Below are 17,305 nucleotides of genomic sequence, written 5' to 3'. Positions count from 1 at the left end.
CGATCGCTTGCCCATGAAGAGGCCAGGCAGGCCGTCAGGCGTGCTGGTCGGCCTCTGGCAGCATTCCGATGTTCAGCGGCAGCACCGCCCCCATCCAGGTTGCGTTGATCGTGTGATCATCGCGCGGGCGGCCGGATTGCGGGTGCAACAGGACCGTCAGCCCCAGGCGGTTCATCATGACGAACGGCACCAGCGTGGGAAACAGATCCACCGGGAACGCTATCTGGTACATCGCTGTCGGATGCGGTCCAACCGGTACGTCGTGCCAACGCCCCATCCTGACAGCGAACCGCGTCTGCACCCATTCACGCAGCACCTCGGCTTGCCTACGGCTTGCGGGATCGTAATAAACATGGATGTGGTAATCGGTGATCCGACCCAGATCAACCGGCACGTCATCGACTGGCGCCATCACGTCGTCCTCAGTAACAGGTGTTTCACATCACGTTTGCTCACCTTGCCGTAGCCGGATTTGGGCAGATCCGGCCAGAAGGTAAAACCGTGCGGCCATTTGTATTTCGCCAGCCTGCCCTCCAGATGCGCCAGAAGCGCCGCGGCGGTGACCTGCGCGCCGGGTTCCAGCACCAGTACCGCAACGCCGCTTTCGCCCCATTTCTCGTGCGGCAGACCGACCACACAGGCCTCCGCCACGGCTGGATGCAGCAGCAAGGCTTCCTCGATCTCGCGTGGATACACGTTCGATCCGCCGGAGATATACATGTCCGATGCGCGCCCGGTGATATAGACGAAGCCGCGCTCGTCCATGTGGCCCAGGTCGCCGGTGTGGAACCAGCCATGCGCGAAGGCTTTGTCCGTGGCTTCGGGATTGTCGTGGTAGCCGGCGAAGACGCCTGGGCCGCGTACGCAGATTTCGCCGGTGGTGCGATCGGCAAGGCGTGCGCCGGCATCGTCCAGGATGGCGACCTCCATGCCGACGCGGGGAAAACCGCAGCTTCCCAGCGGCATCTCGGCGTCGATCTCGCTGTGCAGGTCGGGTGGCAGGACGGTGATGTTGCCGGTGACCTCGCCCATGCCGAAATACTGCACCAGCACCTTGCCGAGTTTTCGCAGGGCCTGGAGCTGGTCGGCGCGATACATCGGCGCGCCGGCATAGATCACGTGGCGCAGCGAGCTGTGGTCGTAACGATCCACCGACTCGTGCCGGGTCAGCATAGTCAGAATGGTCGGCACGGTGAACATGTTGGTGACGCGGTGCCGCTCGACCAGGCGCCAGGCTTCCTCGCAATCCAGTCGTTCGCCTGACGGCAGGATGCTGGCCGCGCCGCGGGCGACCTGGGGAAGGGCGTGGACGCCGGCGCCGTGCGACAAGGGCGCGACGACCAGGGATGCATCCTGCTCCGTCGTGCCGGGCATCAGGTCACAGAGATGGTTGCAGATGACATATTCCATCTGCCCGTGCGTCAACACGCCGGCCTTGGGCCGACCGGTGGTGCCGGACGTATAGAAGAACCAGGCCGGATGATCGCGGTCCACGTCGACCGGCCAGTGCATCGGCGTGGCGGATTTGGCCAGCGAGTCCCAGCTTGCCGCAATGCCACCGTCGCCGATCGAAATGTCCAGCCGACAGGCGGGATTTTCCGCCTTGGCCGCTTTGGCGTGGTGGTGAAAGGCGGTGTCGAAGATATGCACCGCGGCAGCGGAGGATTGCGCCAGGTACGCCACTTCCGGCGGGGTCAGGCGAAAGTTCGTCGGCACCCAGGTGGCACCGATGAACCAGGTCGCGAACATGGTTTCCAGCACGGCGTTGGAGTTGCGCGCGTGCAGCAGCACCCGATCGCCGTCTCGTATCCCGGCCGCCGCCAGCGCGCCCGCCGCGGCCTGGACCCGCGCATGGAAATCCGCCCAGGTCCAGGTGTTGTCACGCCAGACGATCGCCGGCCGGTCAGGGAACCGGCGGGCGGTCTGGACCAGCAGATGCGCCAGGTTGCTGGTCGGGATCAGCGCAGCGGCTCCAGGATCGAGACGTAGTTGGCCACCGCCGCGCCGCCCATGTTGAACACCGCCCCCAGGTCTGCCTTCGGCAACTGCATGCCGGTCGGCGCCTGACCAATGAGCTGCATCGCGGTGATCGCATGCATCGACACGCCGGTGGCGCCGATCGGGTGGCCCTTGGCCTTCAATCCGCCGGAGGGATTGACCGGCAGCCGCCCGTCCTTCGCCGTCCAGCCTTCCAGCACCGCGCGGGCGCCCTGGCCCGGCGCTGTCAGTCCCATTGCCTCATATTCAAGCAGTTCGGCGATGGTGAAGCAGTCATGCGATTCGACGAAGGACAGATCAGTCAGCTTGGTATCGGCGGCGTCCAGCGCGCGCGCCCAGGCCCGGGCGGCGCCTTCGAACCCAGTGATTTCGCGCTTGCTGATCGGCAGGAAGTCGTTGACCTGCACGGCGGCCTTGAAACGGACCGCCTTGCTCATGGCGCGCGCGGTTTCCTCGTCGGCGAGCACAAGGGCCACGGCGCCGTCGGAAACCAGCGAGCAATCGGTGCGCTTCAGCGGCGGGGCGACATAGGGGTTCTTCTCGCTGACGGTGCGGCAGAAGTCGTAGCCGAGGTCCTTGCGCATCTGCGCGAAGGGATTGTCCACGCCATTCTTGTGGTTCTTCGCCGCGATCGCCGCCAGCGCGTCGGACTGGTCGCCGTAGCGCTGGAAATACGTCTCGGCGATGCGGCCGAACACCCCGGCAAAGCCCGCCGGGATGTCGGCTTCTTCTTTCTGGTAGCTGGCCTTCAGCAAGACGTCGCCGACTTCCTTGCCCGGCGTGGCGGTCATCTTCTCGACGCCGATCACCAGCGCGAAGCGGCCGCGACCCGCCAGCAGGAAATCGCGCGCGCCATAGACGGCGGCGGAGCCGGAGGCGCAGGCGTTCTCGAACCGGGTGATCGGCGTGAAGCGCAGTTCCGGCACATGCTGCAGCACCAGCGACGCCGGAAAATCCTGCGCGGAGAAGCCGTTGTTGAACAGGCTGACGAAGGTCGCATCGACGTCGTGCGCGGCGATACCGGCATCGGCGATGGCGGCACCGGCGACGCGGCCGATCAGGGATTCTATATCCGGGTCGTCCAGCTTGCCGAACGGCGAGTGGGACCAGCCGACAATACAGGCTTCGGTCATGATGGTTCCTCCTGAAAGGCGGGAGTTTAGCCGATCCGGGGCAGTCGCGCTATTCCACCATGATCAGGCGAGCCAGCGCCTCGGGTTCCGTCAGCATCGGATAGTGGCCGGTGTCGAGCTCATGCCAGTGCGCCTTCAACGTCTCCGCCGCGCGCTTCTGGTGCGCCAAGGGCGGATTGACGCTCTGGCGGCACCAGATGACCGAGGCGTTCCAGGGCTGCTGCCAAAACCTCGGCAGCTTTACCGGTGACGCCATCGCCGCGACCGGATGCGGCGTGTAGCGGGCGAGCGCCCATGCCTTCGTAGGCTGATCCAGCGAGACGAACATCCGGTTGGCGGCGTCCTCAGCGGACGGACCGGTAGCGGTGTCGGTGGTGACCGCGGTTGGGCGCTTGACGTGGTCGGCGACGTTTTCTCCGTCGAACAGCGCCAGCGCGTCGGCGAAGACGATGCGTCCAATGCGGTCGCGGGCGGTTTCGGCAACGCGGGCGGCGACCATGCCGCCGCAGCTTGTACCGACCAGGACGACGTGGTGCAGGTCCTCGAAGAACAGCATCTCCGCGATCTCGGCCGCCTGCGATTCCGTATCGATCCCCGGCCGCAAGGCGTGGCGGCGTTCGGCGCAGCCGTCCAGCGTCGGTGTGAAGACGGTGTGGCCGGCGGCGCGCAGGTGCGGTGCGACGCGCTGCCAGATCCATCCGCCCTGATAGGCGCCGTGCAACAGGACACAGGTTGCCATTGGTGTTTTCCTCCCATCATTCTGGCCGCAAGATCAGCACAGCAACGGGAGAAGCGCCATGGCGAGCCAGGCAGTGAATTTCTACAGCGAAGGCACACGTCTATCCGGAGACCTGTTCCTGCCCGACGGCCTGGATGCCGGCGAGACGCGGGCCGGCATCGTCCTGTGCCATGGCTATACCGGCGTGCGGAACCTCTATTTGCCGGACACCGCGATGGCGCTGACCGAGGCCGGCTACGTTGTCCTGACGTTCGATTACAAAGGCTGGGGCGACAGTGACGGGCCGAAGTCGCGGCTGTCCCCGTATGGCCGGGTGATTGACTCGCAAGCGGCGTTGACCTTCCTCGGTGCGCAGCCGATGGTCGATGCCCATCGGCTAGGCATCTACGGCACCAGCTATGGCGGGGCGACGGTGGTCTGGACCGCGGCGGTCGATCCGCGGGTGAAAGCCGTGGTGTCGGTGGTCGGCATCGGGCATGGCCGTCGCTGGATGCGCAGCGTGCGACGGCCGGACGAGTTCGCCGATCTGCTGCGACTGTCCGAGGCCGACCGCATCCGGCGCGTGATGACCGGAGAATTGGAATTCGCCGACCGCAACGCGGTGCTGTTGCCGGATCGCCAGTCAGCCGAACTGGCCGCCGCCGCACGTCGCGGCAATCCCGGCGCCGTCGGCGAAATCCCCCTCGAATACATCGACGACACGCTGGGCTTTCACCCCGAATGGATCGTCGACAAGATCGCGCCGCGGCCGGTGCTGTTCATCACCAGTGACCAGGATCGGCTGGTGCCGCCGGAGGAAAGCGAATCGCTCTATGCCAAGGCCGGCGAACCGAAAAAGCTGGTCGTGCTAAAGGGCTGGGGACACTATGAGGTGTACACCGGCGAAGCCTTCCGCCAGGTAATCGAGCCGACCCTGGCGTGGTACCAGACGCATCTGCCGGCATGATGCCCGCCTCGACATCATCGCCCTGGATCGGTATCGGGCGCCATCCGATCGCCTTGGGAGGATTCTGATGTCCGACGTCCCGCCTGACCGCCTGTCCAACAATCCCACCAGCCCGTTTTACGATGAGGCTATTCTGCGCCGAGGCATCGGTATTCGCTTCCGAGGTGTCGAAAAAACCAACGTGGAGGAATACTGCGTCAGCGAGGGCTGGGTCCGGGTGGCCGTCGGCAAGACCGTTGACCGCCGCGGTTTCCCGCTGACGATGAAGGCGCAGGGACCTGTCGAGCCATATTTCCGGGATGCCGGCGGCGAACCGGTCTAGCCGCCGTGCCCGCCATCAAACCGCGATGATCGAATCGCTGTAGGCCGCAACTCTCTGATCGTGGGTCAGCAGCCGGAGCGGAGTCGCCATGGCCTGGATCACCAGCATACGGTCGAACAGATCGGCATGCAGCGGTGCCAGGGTTTCGACGGCGGCCGCATGGGCTGGTGAGATCGGCATCATCTCGAAGCCGGCGTCGCGAAAGTAATCAAGGGCATCCTGGCCGGAAATCGGCATATCATTCGGACCGCCCCTGCCCAGCGCATGCTTGATGGCGATTTCCCAGACGGTCGCGGTGCTGACGACGATCTGGTTGTCCGGATCGTCAATCAGACGGCGAGCCTTGGGGGAGAGGTTGGGATGGTCGGCGATGGCCCACAGCGCGATGTGCGTGTCGAGCAGCAGTCTCACGCGGCGGAACCGGCGAACAATGCCGCGATCGTGGCTTCGTCGGCGTCGATCGTGTCTGGCACGGTAAACTTGCCCTTGGCGATGCCGATGCGCTTGCCGCTCGCGATGGGATTGATGGCAACGAGGCGAGCGGCGGGACGACCATTCCGGGCGATGATGATTTCAGCCTCGGCACCGGTTTCCACGGCTTCCACAAGGCGCGAAAGGTTGGATTTGGCTTCCAGCATGTTGAACGAATGCATTAGAAAGTTTCCTTAGTCAGACCAGACCAAGCTAATATGATCTTCATGGCATGTCAAGGCCGAGATCAAAAACGCGACGGCATGGTATCCTGCGATGGCATGCCATCAGGGAAATCTCCAATATCAGCCACGACGGCTCTCCAATTTGATGTGCGCGATCCGGCTTGCCTGGCCGACCCGTACCCAATGTACGATTGGCTGCGGGCCGCGGCGCCGGTCTGGAAGGCACCATTCGGGCGCTGGTTGGTGACCCGCCACGACGACTGCGCCCTGCTGCTGCGCGATCGTCGCTTCGGCAAGGATTACGCCGATCCCGACGCCCTGATGCGCCGCTGCGGCCCGACCGCTTTGCAGGAGCCCGCGATTGTCGAGCTGTCGCACATGATGCTGATGCGCGACCCACCCGACCACACGCGGCTGCGCGGCCTTGTCACCAAGGCCTTCACCGCACGCCGGATCGAGGCGCTGCGCGAACGGGTGCGGGAGATGACCGACCGCTTGCTCGACAAGATCATCCCGCACGGCCGGATGGATGTGATCCGCGATCTTGCCTTCCCCCTGCCGGTCCTGGTGATCTGCGAATTGCTGGGCGTTCCCGAGGCGGATCGGGAACGCTTCGTCACCGGTCCCAGCAGCGGCGGCGGCGCGCTGCTCAACCCCACGCCGCCGACGCGGGCCGAACTGGATGCCGCCAACGCCGGGTTCGAGCGATCCGGCACCTACTTCGACGCCCTGTTCGAGCAACGGCGGCGGGAGCCGAGGGACGACCTGATCACCCACTTGGTGCAGGCGGAGGATGCCGGCGACCGCCTCACCATCGGCGAACTGCGGGCGAACGTGAACCTGCTGTTCGCCGCCGGCCACGAAACGACGGTAAACCTGATCGGCAACGGATTTCCGTCGCTGCTGCGGCATCCGGAGCAATGGCGGATGCTACGCGATGAGCCATCGCTTGTCCCGCATGCGATCTGCGGCTGGTCGAGCCGACCAGCCGAACTCGCGGCTGAACTTTACCTTGCGCGGTGTGGCGGAATTACCGGTCGGTTGGAGAAAGTACCCGGTAAAAGGCTGCATGCACCGATGTAGAATGCCGCAGAGCGCCACTTATGGCTGCGCTTGGCATCAACCGCCCGCGCGACCGTGTGAGACCGCTGTCGGCGAGTATTTGCAACATTGGCTGACATCAGCGACAAGGAAACCGCTCGCCCAGGAACCGGAACAATCCCTCGGCGGATGGCATCGAGCGGCGCTCGGGCAGCGCACGCACCCAGTTGACGAACTCACTCATGGTCGAGGCACGGGATGGCGCGGGCTTGGTGAAACAGAACGGTTTCTTGTCGCCGGCGTCATGCAGTTCGACGGTGATCGCGCCCTGCGCGAAGCCGTGGCAGAAGTTGATCCTGGCGTCGGCGCCCGGTTCGCGCGGGTTGCTCGCACAGGCTTCGGCCAGTTCTCCAGCCGTGTTGGTGCGGATCGCTATCGGCTCCGCCGCAAGGCCCACCGTCGTGCCCATCGGCAGCGACAGGCCGGGAGTAAGCAACGCAAGCGCGAGAAGTCGCTTCATCAAGAGGTCTCCTGTTCAGAAAGGTCCCGCCTGGGGTCGAATGGCAGGCTGCCGGTGGCGATCCAGCGCACCCACCCTTGGGCGCGCAGCAGACAGGCCGGGCACGTCCCGCATCCAAAGCCCCAGGCGTGGCGATGGGTGCGGTTGCCCAGATAGCAGGTATGGGTTCGTTCTCGAATGATATCCACGAGCGACAACCCGCCAAGCTCGAACGCCAGCGCCCAGGTTGCCGCCTTGTCCCGCCACATCAGCGGGGTCTCCAGCACGAAGCGCCGGTCCATCCCGAGATTGAGCGCGAGTTGCATGGCCTTGATGGTATCATCCCGGCAGTCCGGATAGCCGGAGTAGTCGGTCTCGCACACGCCCGCCACGATACGCCGCAGACCGCGGCGATAGGCAATCGCGGCGGCGCAGGTCATGAACAGCAGATTACGGCCGGGCACGAAGGTGTTTGGCAGGCCGCTCTGGTCCAAGGCGATCGCCATATCTGCGGTCATCGCGGTTTGGCCCAGACCGGCAATGGTGCTGGTCAGGTCGACGATATGATCGGTGCCGAGATGTCCGCAGGCCAAAGCCTGGCGGACTGGTTCCCGGCACTCCATCTCCACGCCGTGGCGTTGGCCATACTGGAACCCGACGGTTTCAACCCGCGGATAGCGCGCCAGCGCCCAGGCGAGACATGTGGACGAGTCCTGTCCGCCGGAGAACAGCACCAGAGCGGAGTCTTCAATCTGCTCGACCTGCGTCATTTCTGCTCTGTCATCCACGGCCTTGTCATCCTATCATCAGAAGCATGGACCTTGATTTCACGGAAGACGAAATCCAGCGCTACTCCCGCCACATCCTGTTGCGGGAAGTTGGCGGGATCGGACAGGCGAAGCTGAAGGCCGCGCGGGTGCTGGTGATCGGTGCCGGCGGCCTCGGCTCGCCGCTGATACTTTATCTGGCGGCGGCGGGCATCGGGACGATCGGTGTGGTCGATGACGATGTGGTGGAGCTGTCCAACCTGCAACGCCAGATCGGTCATACAACCGGGCGTATCGGCAGGCCAAAGACGGCCTCGGCCGGGAAAGCAGCGACGGACATAAATCCAGCGGTGCGGATGGAAGCGCATGCGGTTCGGCTGGATGCCAGCAATGTGCTGGATCTGGTCAGCCGCTACGACATCATCTGCGATGGGACTGACAACTTCGGCACGCGCTTCGTGCTTTCCGACGCTTGCGTGCTGGCGAAGCGCACCTTGGTTTCGGCCGCTGTATTGCGGTTCGAAGGCCAGCTTTCAGTGTTCAAGCCACACACGGGCGGTCCGTGCTATCGCTGCCTCTATCCGGAACCTCCATCGCCGGGATCGGTGCCGACTTGCAGCGAAGCTGGCGTCCTAGGTGCTGTCACCGGCGTGATGGGCACGCTACAGGCGACCGAGGTGCTGAAGGAGGTGCTGGGTATCGGCGATTCGTTGTCCGGCCGGCTGCTGGTGTGGGATGCTCTGGCAACCCGCTTCCGCCTTGTGAAGCTGCGCCCGGATCCGGCCTGTGCGTCGTGCGGCCCGCATGCGACGATCACGGATCTGACGGCCCACCCCGGAGGTGCGGATGGCATCTGATCCACCGGGGGACACCTTGGGCATCATTCTGCTGTCCGGCACGCATGACCGGGCACACTACGCTTTCGTTATCGCGTCCGGCGCGGCGGCGCTCGGGCGGCAGGTTGTCATGTTTGCCACAAATCTGGGTTGCCGAGCGCTGTGCCGGGACTGGTCAGGCCTGATGTTCAAGGACCGTGATAGTCGGATTGAGGCGCGTGGCGTGGCCGGTCTGGAGAGCTTGCGTGAGGCCTGCCTGGATATGCATGTCAGGATGATTGCCTGTGAGGCGGGATTGCGGTCGGAGGCGCTGGACGCCGGATTGCTGCTGCCGAACGTCGAGGTCGCCGGGATTGCGACGTTCCTCATGGCGGTTAAGACTGGACAGATCATCACAATCTGAGCGATCTACGGTCATGGCGTTGACCCGATTCGTCGTGATTTGGCACCTGTAAAGGCATGCGCTTCGGCATCCCATCGGCGTTCTTGTTCCGCCTGGGTTCAAGCTTTCTCATGATGAGCGTCACGACGAGCTGGGCTCAGACCGGAACCTTGCAGGTTCCTGGCAATCCGTCTCATGGCATGGCGATGCACTCGCCGTCACCTGTCCCGCGGCAGCCGGTTCACCAGTCTGGCGGTGCCGTTGCCGTCCCCGTACCTGTCGTGCTGCCGCACGGTTCGGCGCATCCCCATAGGCCGACCAGGAAGGCGGTGCCTACAAACCCGTCGCCCGAGGCGATGCCGATAGCCAAAGCTCCAACGACCATGGATGCGCCAGCCGTGCCGGTGCCTGGTGCGGCAGCCGAAGCTCCGCCGGAGGTAGGCGGCGGAAACACGAAAAAGCCACCCGATCCCGAGAAGCCCGAAGGGGCCGCGGCCAGGCTGCCGCGCTTCGCATCGCTGCGGTCCGATGATGTCAACATGCGGGTGGGACCAGGCACCCGCTATCGTATCGAGTGGGTCTACAGGCGCCGCGACCTGCCGGTGGAGATCGAGCGAGAATACGATGTCTGGCGGTGGGTCTGTGATCCGGATGGCGTGCATGGCTGGGTGCATCAGGCGACGTTGATGGGACGACGCAGCTTTATTGTTAAAAATGCCGATGCCATGCTGCGATCCGATGCCAGCGACACCGCTGCCGCGGTCGCGGTCCTGAAGGTCGGCGTTATAGGACGCATCCGCTCATGCGAAGCAGCATCCGACTGGTGCAATGTGCAGGCCGGTTCCTATCGCGGCTACCTGCGGCGACAGCAACTCTGGGGTGTGCTGCCAGGCGAAGCCGTTACGCCCTAAAACGGGAACAGACCATTTCACGTTAATTCACGGAAAAATGCGTTTTTTCAACGCGGAACTATGGCGCTCGTGGCTTCACTTGTTCGTGTCTGATCGACAGTTTGTGTTCATCAACTCGGCGACTGCCGGGTTCGTTCGCAAAAAAGGCAGACATGATGAACATGATCACCTCGCTCGGCGGTCCTCGCGACTACGGCTTCCAAAGTACCCGTGCGGCCAACCGGCAGGCTCTCGTGGTCATTGCCAGCGATGCACCCGAGACTGTTTACCAGCTTCAAGCGGTTTGTGAGTTCTTTGATCTGGCGGTGGAAGTTGTCCGCGAGGGAGCGGATCTGATGCAGGTGCTACAGGAAAACCGCCCTATGGCGGTCATTACCGATGTTGATGGTGAAGGTCAGGATGGCTTTCACACCATGAAGATTGTCGCGAAATACGACCGGGATTTGCCAATTCTGCTGCTGACAGGCGGCGACCCGGTGATGATGGGTGCTGCCGATGCGGTGCAGAACATTTGGAACCTGACCATGGTCACCCAGTCCACCGGCTCTCACTTGGCGGGTCAGCTTGCTGATTTTCTGTTTGCCGCGGGGCGGCGGGCAGGGTGCATGCGTCTGGTTCCAGTCTGAAAGCATTGCACAATCGGCATCGTCGCGGTCGCGATCACGGTGGGTGCAAGATCACATTGCAGGAACGGGCTCGGGCCTTGATGCTTCCGGCCGCACGGCGGCGCCGCAGCCAGCGTCACGGCATTTTTGTCTCTGTTCCCCGCGTGCATTCATGCCGGTTCTTCCGCGTGCTGATCGCATAGGCACCAAACGGCCTATCCGGCCGGCTGTTCGGCTTCACAATTGATGCGTGATAGGCGTCCCAGTGCGCCTGAGTAAGATGCGACGGTCCCGGTGTGACAGCCATTCTGTCCAGGGTTTCGTTGCAGTAGCTCTGCCGGGGCACCGGCTGGACCTGCAGCAGTGGATAATCCGCACGCAGCCGGATCGGCGTATGGCTGCGGGTGAACCGCATGTTGCTGAACAATGGGCCGAACCAGCGGTCGGTTTCGACGATGCCCTCGAATAGGCTGATGCCCCCAGGCGGGGCCAGGTTTGCCGGAGCGCGGACCAGAAGGTGCCAATCAGGGGCGGTCTGCGCGATCAGTCCCGTCCACATTTGTAGGGTTCCAGGTTCAGGCAAGGCCGTCAGGAACGGAGGGGAGCAGCCTTTGAGCGCAGCCGGCGCCACCGCATCAAACTCCGCCGCGTAGCCCGGCATCTGCGCCGACGGCAGCAGAGGCATCCAATCAGGTGCTTCATCACAGCACCAGAAGATGTCGGATCCATCCCAGAGTACCTGGATGTCCACTGCCGGAAACACCCACCAGCCAAACGCCGTCGCGCTTGTCAGCGCCTCACAGTACCGCACCGCCCGTACCGGTAACGTGCCGCACGCCGATCTGTCAGCCCGAATGGGCGCTCGGCCACGGCTGGTAAGCTGGTGGAAATGGACGATCGGCTCGCTCGGAGGGGTCATCGGAAATCACCGCTGGCAGGAGGGAAGGGAAATCGTCAGGGCGCGGCAGAATCAGCCGCTCCGCCCGCCTGATCAGGCGACAGCGAGGAAGCCGGTTCTGCTGGGTGGAGAAATCCGAATAGCTTGAGGGCACGAAGTCGCACGGGCACAGCGCCGGCGCCCGGAAGGATTTGGAAGCCGGGAGCGGACGCCGGCGTCCAGCCAAGATGTTCGGCTGGACCGGACCAAATCCAGGTAGCCTAGAGCCGATCCGGCTGCTTCACGCGCCGTCAGACACGGTAGCGGCGGCCTGCTTGTCGCCAGCCGGCCGTTACGCCAAAATTTTGATGAGCCTAGGCGCCTCGAACCGGCAGACGGAACCCACCGCCCAAGCGGATAATGCCCTTGTCAGCGGTGTTGACCGGCAGACGGAACCCGCCGCCTAGAACAATCTTGTCGGCATCGGCAGTATGGACTTCGGCCTTTACCGAAGCGGCATTGGCCTTGCTGGTAAACAACATTGCAATCTCCTTGTAAGTAAACATGCCAACGGCACCAGGGCAGTTGCCTGCGCTGGTGACCAAGACTTGACCATATTGATGACATCTTTGCGCTTTGTTTGCCGAACTGTAGTGCTGCTCCAGTCGGTTGGCGTTTGACATGGGCAGCGTGCCGTTATCACGCCGGTCGGACACAAAGGCATAGCTATCCCGTTGACGTCCTAAGATTTATCTGGATTATAAACCGCAGTCAAGACAAATTTTCCTATAATTTCACTTATGGCATGAGAATCGTCCATATTGGTTCCGGTGGCCAATCAAAGTGCATGGCTCCAGGTCTGCACGGCAAGGCTGGAGACCGCCACCCCGAACCATGTCACCAGGCCCAGCACAAGGGGACGGCTGCCGGCGCCGACGAACGCGCGCCAGTGGCCTTGCAGGCCGACCGCCGCCAGCGCGACGACCATGACCAAACGGCCAAGCGTCTGGATCTGCATGGCGTGAGAGCCCATCAGTCCGGCGGTGTTGGCGGCGGCCGCCAACACGAACAGCACGATGAATACAGGAACGATGGCGAGCACGCGTTTGGCCAAGGGCTGGCCCTTGGATTGCGCCAAGGCATGGCCGTCCGGATCCAGGAACGGCAGCGCAAGGCCGAAGCCGATGACCAGCGGGATGATCAGGGTGGTGCGGGTAAGTTTGACGATTGTCGCGGTGGTTCCCGCCGATTGGCTGAACGCGAAGCCGGCTGCGACCACGGCCGAGGTATCGTTGACCGCGGTTCCGGCCCAGACGCCAAAGCCATTGTCCGTCAGGCCCAGCAAGTGACCCAGCGCGGGGAAGGTGAATACCGCGACCATATTAAAGAAAAAGACCACGGTCACTGAGTAGGCGATCTCCTCCGCCTTGGCCCGAATGACCGGCGCCAGCGCGGCGATGGCGGAGCCGCCGCAAATGGTGGTGCCGATCCCGATCAGGCAACGCATCCGCCAGTCGATCCCCAAGCCCTTGCCCAGCCATAGGGCACAGATCAGGCCGACCGCCATCGTGACCGCCAGAAGCGGCAGTGAACGCAGCCCGGTGTGGACAATGACGCCCAGGTCAAGGCTGGCGCCCAGAAGCACGATGCCGCCCTTCAGGCAAAGTTTGCTGATTTCGCCAATGCGGAGGGATTTCGCCTGAGCGACCGCCGGTATGGCGTTGGTAATCAATACACCGATTGCGATGGCGAACAACGGCGCCCCAACCAGGGGAACAAAAGCCCCGCATATCTCCGCCAAGCCGGCAATCGCCACGCATAGGACCAGCCCCAGACCGCGGCGAAACCACGGCTCAGTCATCCAGCGTGCTTGTGCCGGCACCATCGTGCCTTGGACAGCCACAGCAATCTCCCTCGCATCAAACCAGCCGGAATAGTGGGGCAAGCAGCAGGAAATGTCACCAACACGGCGTGTCTTGGAAAAATCTGGCCCGGCCAAATCAGCGCGATTCACATTCATATTATGGATAATGTATCTAATTCCGGGAAACCTTGGGCAGCATACTCTTTCGATATCATACCTATTGATGCAACGCAGCCATCGCGGTAAAAGCGTAATACTACTATTGTTGGGGTTGCAGAAAACTCATGATGACTCCCGACGCCTGAGAGGATTCGTTCAATTCTGCAAAACCTCCCCGGTCCGGACGGTGCCGTTCCAGCCCCGAAGCATGGTGCTCGGCTGCAACTTCGGCTGTTTGGGCATATGGCGGTGGACGATCAGCAGGGCAGGACATTTCTGCCGCGAACCCGCAAGACCCGCGCCTTGCTGGCGATCCTCGCCATGGCCACCCCAAAGCCGGTGCTGCGCCTGCATCTCGCTGCCCTGCTGTGGAGCCAGCGTGAACAGGAGCAGGCCCGCGCGTCACTGCGTCAGAGTGTGCATGAGTTGCAGGATACCCTCGGTTACAATTGGAGCCATCTTCTTGTCGCCGACCGTCATAACCTGACATTGCGTGGAACCGGATTGCACATTGATGCGGCGTCCCTGACACAACCGACCCGCGACATGCCCGATGTCCTTGAGCGGTTCAGGGTTGTGCTGCTCGAGGACCTGAGCGGCCTTGATCCCGCATTCGATCGTTGGCTGGATGAGGAGCGGGCGCGCTTTGCCCGCATCGGCCGGACGATCGGTGAGAGCTTGTTGGCGCGCTGCTCGAATCCGGTCGCCGCCATAGAAACGGCGGAACAGCTTCTGGCGATCGATCGCACGCATGAAGGAGCGTGGCGAGCCATGATGCGCGCCCATGTCGATCGCGGCGACCGCGGCATGGCGCTGACCACCTACGATCGATGTTGCACTGCCTTGGCGGAGTCAACGCACGCCCGGCCATCGCCGGAAACCGAGGACCTTATCTCAAGGATTCGGGACGCTTTCGCAGATGGGCAGATCGGCGGCCTATCCTTGGTTCCCGTCGCGCCGGCATCGTCCCCCTCGGCATCGTCGTTCCGGCCGGATATGCGCCGGGACCGGCAAGCCTTGCGGCTCTGCATCGCTCCGCTGCGCATACTGGGGCCAGAGGTCGATGATGGTTTTGCCGGGGGACTGGCTGAAGAGATCTCGGCGGGATTGTCCCGCTTCCGCTGGATATCCTGTGTGCCGGCGACCTTGTGGCAGGGCACGGCGGATGGCAACCCAGCCGATGCGACCTGGGCGGGCCTTGGCGGCGATCTGGTGCTGGATGGCACCATCCAACGCGCCGCGGGACGGCTGCGGATCATCGCCCGCCTGATCGACATGCGATCCGGCGGAGAGATCGTCTGGGCTGGTCGGTTCGACCGCGATATGACGGATCCGCTAGGTTTGCAGGACGAGGTGGGCGCCGCGATCGTCGCCCAGGTCGATCCCGAGCTGATGAAATACGAGGGACGCCGTAACGCTGGGCGCCAGCGCAGCGACCTGACGGCACAGGACTTGCTGCTGCAGGCGTTGCCGGCACTTTACCGCATGGAGCGAGACGCCTTCCTTGAAGCACGGCGGTTGCTAGAGGCGTCGCTGCGTTCTGATCCAGGCAGTTCGGTCGTGCATGGGTGGCTGGCTTACTGGAATCTGCTTTTTGTCGGACAAGGCTGGGCAACCGATCCGGATCGGTTCACCGCCGAGGCCGCCGAACTGGCGGAGCGGGCGGTCATGCTGGATCCGAGCGATGCGCGGGCGCTGACCCTGGCAGGCCATGTGCGCGGATTCCTTGGCAAGCATCCGGAAGAAGCGACCGCGTTGCACGAACGAGCCTTGACCTTGAACCCGAACCTGGCGGTCGCCTGGTGCTTCTCCGGCCTGTCGCACTCCTACATCGGACGCCACGACGAGGCGCTGCACCGCATTACCCAGGCGCGCCACCTGTCACCCTCCGACCCACATGTTTTCTTCTTCGACATGGCGCTGATCATGCCGTATCTGATGCGGGGCGATTACGCCAACGCGATTGAGGTTGGCCGAAGGTCCATCGAATTGAATCCCTGGTTCTCCTCCGCTTATAAAGGCTACCTCGCGGCGCTGGGACACATGGACAGGCCGCGTGAGGCGGGAGAGGTCCTGCGGCGGCTGCTGAGTTTGGAGCCTAATTTTTCAGTACACCAGGCAATGGTACGCTCGCCGCTATCGCGTCCCGAGGATATCGCGCGCTACGCGGAGGGACTAAGGCGGGCGGGATTGCCGGAGATTAGCTCGGATCTATCTGGCCAAACACCGGCTCTGCTGATCGATCATTCGCCTGTTGATCTTATCTCCGCACCCCCGCACAGTCCGGTCGCAAGGCGGGATGATCCGCGCGCCATTGGGGGATTTTCGGAATGACACGACCTGGCAAGGTGGCGGGGGCCGCTCTTTTCGCCGGCTTGATGCTCTCATTGAGCTGGATGAAGCCGGCCGCCGCACAGGGCTCGGGGTCGGCGAGCCTGGATGCGGTCAAGGGACGCGGCCAGGTTCTTTGCGGCATTGCCGGAACAGTACCTGGATTTTCCCTGCCCGATAGTCAGGGCGTGATGCGCGGGTTGGATGCCGATTCCTGCCGAGCGGTGACGGCGGCTGCGTTGGGCGATGCCGCCAAGACCAAGTTCGTCGCGACGACGACACAGAACCGCTTCACCGCCTTGCAATCCGGGGAAGTCGATTTGCTGTCCCGCAGCACGACCTGGACCTTGGCACGAGAAGCCAACCTGGGTCTCGAATTCGCCTGGGTGAACTACTACGACGGCACCGGGTTCCTGGTGAAGAAGTCGGCCGGGGTGAAGGAGGCGAAGGAGATGGACGGGGCGACGATCTGCGTGCAGCCCGGCACCAGCACCGAATTGGCGATCAACGATTTCTACCGGTTGCACAACATGAAGTTCACCCCGATCCTGATTGCGGACCAGGCGGAAATTCAGGGCGCCTTCCTGTCAGGGCGATGCGATGCCTACTCGACGGACGCGTCCGCACTGGCGACGTTCCGCTTTAGCCAAGGGCCCAAGGCGGATGACCTGGTGCTGCTGCCGGACATCATCAGCAAAGAGCCGCTTGGCGTGATGGTGCGCAAAGGCGACGACAAGTGGTTCGACATCGTCCGGTGGACATTCATCGCGATGATTACCGCCGAGGAGAAGGGCGTCACCAGCGCCAACATCGACAGCTTCGCCAACACCACCGACCCTGACATCCGCCGCCTGCTCGGCCTGGAGGGTGACATGGGCAAGGCGCTGGGGCTGGATAACAAGTGGGCCTACAATGTCATCAAGCAGGTCGGCAATTTCGGTGAGATGTGGAACCGGAATATTACGCCGATGGGTGTGCCCCGAGGCATCAACAACATCTGGACGAAGGGCGGATTGCAGTATGCGCCGCCGATCCGGTGAAGCAGTCGGGTTGTCGGAATTGTTCGTTCGGGAAGTGGAATGCACTTGAGGCCATGACCTCAAGATGCCGGATGTGAACTATCCGTCACCGGCATTGGAGAGACGGCGACCGAGAGAATATAATACTATAGGCGAACAAGCGGCGCAAATCTTGCTCCCGGCGGTCTGGCCGGATCAGTGCGGCCGGACCGTTACAAAA

20 protein-coding genes are annotated in these 17,305 nt (G+C 63.2%); 9 read left to right on the top strand and 11 right to left on the bottom strand.

The features are described from left to right. Positions 1-34 precede the first annotated feature (34 nt). The 4 genes from ACQY4S_RS04385 to ACQY4S_RS04370 are packed head-to-tail and all read right to left on the bottom strand — an operon-like array spanning position 35 to position 3,870. Positions 35-412 carry a DOPA 4,5-dioxygenase family protein gene (locus tag ACQY4S_RS04385; RefSeq protein ID WP_428483973.1) on the bottom strand — a complete coding sequence of 126 codons (378 nt, stop codon included), beginning with the start codon at positions 410-412 and terminating at the stop codon, positions 35-37. Then, entirely contained in the window at positions 412-1,932 is a 1,521-nt protein-coding gene (locus ACQY4S_RS04380; protein ID WP_428484634.1) for an acyl-CoA synthetase, read from the bottom strand. The genes ACQY4S_RS04385 and ACQY4S_RS04380 overlap by 1 nt, the downstream gene beginning before the upstream one ends. A 26-nt stretch (positions 1,933-1,958) precedes the next feature. Beyond that, on the bottom strand, positions 1,959-3,131 hold the full coding sequence (locus ACQY4S_RS04375) for an acetyl-CoA acetyltransferase (protein ID WP_428483972.1): 1,173 nt from the start codon (positions 3,129-3,131) through the stop codon (positions 1,959-1,961). A gap of 49 nt (positions 3,132-3,180) precedes the next feature. Continuing rightward, positions 3,181-3,870, bottom strand: coding sequence for an alpha/beta fold hydrolase (locus ACQY4S_RS04370; protein WP_428483971.1), 690 nt, complete (start codon positions 3,868-3,870; stop codon positions 3,181-3,183). A 58-nt stretch (positions 3,871-3,928) separates the two neighbouring features. On the opposite strand from ACQY4S_RS04370, the gene ACQY4S_RS04365 reads away from it, so the two are divergent. Next, positions 3,929-4,816 (top strand): alpha/beta hydrolase, encoded by an 888-nt coding sequence (locus ACQY4S_RS04365; RefSeq protein ID WP_428483970.1) that lies wholly within the window; start codon positions 3,929-3,931, stop codon positions 4,814-4,816. A gap of 67 nt (positions 4,817-4,883) precedes the next feature. Then, positions 4,884-5,138, top strand: coding sequence for a DUF3297 family protein (locus tag ACQY4S_RS04360; protein WP_428483969.1), 255 nt, complete (start codon positions 4,884-4,886; stop codon positions 5,136-5,138). A gap of 15 nt (positions 5,139-5,153) precedes the next feature. Here the strand turns inward: ACQY4S_RS04360 and ACQY4S_RS04355 are convergent, their stop codons facing one another. Further along, positions 5,154-5,549, bottom strand: coding sequence for a type II toxin-antitoxin system VapC family toxin (locus ACQY4S_RS04355; protein ID WP_428483968.1), 396 nt, complete (start codon positions 5,547-5,549; stop codon positions 5,154-5,156). Beyond that, positions 5,546-5,791: a type II toxin-antitoxin system Phd/YefM family antitoxin gene (locus ACQY4S_RS04350; RefSeq protein WP_428483967.1), complete on the bottom strand. Its 246-nt coding sequence runs from the start codon at positions 5,789-5,791 to the stop codon at positions 5,546-5,548. The genes ACQY4S_RS04355 and ACQY4S_RS04350 overlap by 4 nt, the downstream gene beginning before the upstream one ends. Before the next feature lie 150 nt (positions 5,792-5,941). Here ACQY4S_RS04350 and ACQY4S_RS04345 point away from each other — a divergent pair, with 150 nt between their 5' ends. Further along, entirely contained in the window at positions 5,942-6,877 is a 936-nt protein-coding gene (locus ACQY4S_RS04345) for a cytochrome P450 (RefSeq protein ID WP_428483966.1), read from the top strand. A 97-nt stretch (positions 6,878-6,974) separates the two neighbouring features. On the opposite strand, the gene ACQY4S_RS04340 is transcribed toward ACQY4S_RS04345, so the two are convergent. Further along, on the bottom strand, positions 6,975-7,355 hold the full coding sequence (locus ACQY4S_RS04340) for a Rap1a/Tai family immunity protein (protein WP_428483965.1): 381 nt from the start codon (positions 7,353-7,355) through the stop codon (positions 6,975-6,977). Next, a complete protein-coding gene (gene queC, locus ACQY4S_RS04335) occupies positions 7,355-8,104 on the bottom strand; it encodes a 7-cyano-7-deazaguanine synthase QueC (RefSeq protein ID WP_428484633.1) in 750 nt (249 codons plus the stop codon). Before queC ends, ACQY4S_RS04340 begins: the two co-directional genes overlap by 1 nt. 44 nt (positions 8,105-8,148) lie before the next feature. On the opposite strand from queC, the gene ACQY4S_RS04330 reads away from it, so the two are divergent. From ACQY4S_RS04330 to ACQY4S_RS04315, 4 genes are all read left to right on the top strand, one after another. Then, on the top strand, positions 8,149-8,958 hold the full coding sequence (locus ACQY4S_RS04330; RefSeq protein ID WP_428483964.1) for a HesA/MoeB/ThiF family protein: 810 nt from the start codon (positions 8,149-8,151) through the stop codon (positions 8,956-8,958). Then, a complete protein-coding gene (locus ACQY4S_RS04325; RefSeq protein ID WP_428483963.1) occupies positions 8,948-9,340 on the top strand; it encodes a DsrE/DsrF/DrsH-like family protein in 393 nt (130 codons plus the stop codon). Before ACQY4S_RS04330 ends, ACQY4S_RS04325 begins: the two co-directional genes overlap by 11 nt. Before the next feature lie 377 nt (positions 9,341-9,717). After that, positions 9,718-10,230, top strand: a complete 513-nt coding sequence (locus tag ACQY4S_RS04320; RefSeq protein WP_428483962.1) for an SH3 domain-containing protein — start codon at positions 9,718-9,720, stop codon at positions 10,228-10,230. Positions 10,231-10,382: 152 nt separating this feature from the next. Beyond that, positions 10,383-10,856 carry a response regulator gene (locus ACQY4S_RS04315; RefSeq protein ID WP_428483961.1) on the top strand — a complete coding sequence of 158 codons (474 nt, stop codon included), beginning with the start codon at positions 10,383-10,385 and terminating at the stop codon, positions 10,854-10,856. Between the two features lie 115 nt (positions 10,857-10,971). Here ACQY4S_RS04315 and ACQY4S_RS04310 read toward each other — a convergent pair whose 3' ends face one another. From ACQY4S_RS04310 to ACQY4S_RS04300, 3 genes are all read right to left on the bottom strand, one after another. After that, on the bottom strand, positions 10,972-11,754 hold the full coding sequence (locus ACQY4S_RS04310) for a DUF6065 family protein (protein WP_428483960.1): 783 nt from the start codon (positions 11,752-11,754) through the stop codon (positions 10,972-10,974). 332 nt (positions 11,755-12,086) lie between these two features. Continuing rightward, on the bottom strand, positions 12,087-12,395 hold the full coding sequence (locus ACQY4S_RS04305) for a hypothetical protein (protein ID WP_428483959.1): 309 nt from the start codon (positions 12,393-12,395) through the stop codon (positions 12,087-12,089). 155 nt (positions 12,396-12,550) lie between these two features. Further along, the gene (locus tag ACQY4S_RS04300) at positions 12,551-13,615 is read right to left on the bottom strand and encodes a YeiH family protein (protein WP_428483958.1); all 1,065 of its coding nucleotides are present in this window, start codon (positions 13,613-13,615) and stop codon (positions 12,551-12,553) included. Positions 13,616-13,984: 369 nt separating this feature from the next. On the opposite strand from ACQY4S_RS04300, the gene ACQY4S_RS04295 reads away from it, so the two are divergent. Together ACQY4S_RS04295 and ACQY4S_RS04290 are read left to right on the top strand one after the other, a co-directional pair. Continuing rightward, positions 13,985-16,069, top strand: a complete 2,085-nt coding sequence (locus ACQY4S_RS04295) for a BTAD domain-containing putative transcriptional regulator (protein WP_428483957.1) — start codon at positions 13,985-13,987, stop codon at positions 16,067-16,069. Continuing rightward, positions 16,066-17,106, top strand: coding sequence for an amino acid ABC transporter substrate-binding protein (locus tag ACQY4S_RS04290; protein WP_428483956.1), 1,041 nt, complete (start codon positions 16,066-16,068; stop codon positions 17,104-17,106). The genes ACQY4S_RS04295 and ACQY4S_RS04290 overlap by 4 nt, the downstream gene beginning before the upstream one ends. Positions 17,107-17,305: the final 199 nt, after the last annotated feature.

This window comes from Rhodopila sp. (assembly GCF_965276935.1).
In the GTDB taxonomy this organism is placed as follows: Bacteria; Pseudomonadota; Alphaproteobacteria; order Acetobacterales; family Acetobacteraceae; genus Rhodopila.
This window is presented reverse-complemented; position numbering and strand designations above follow the sequence as displayed.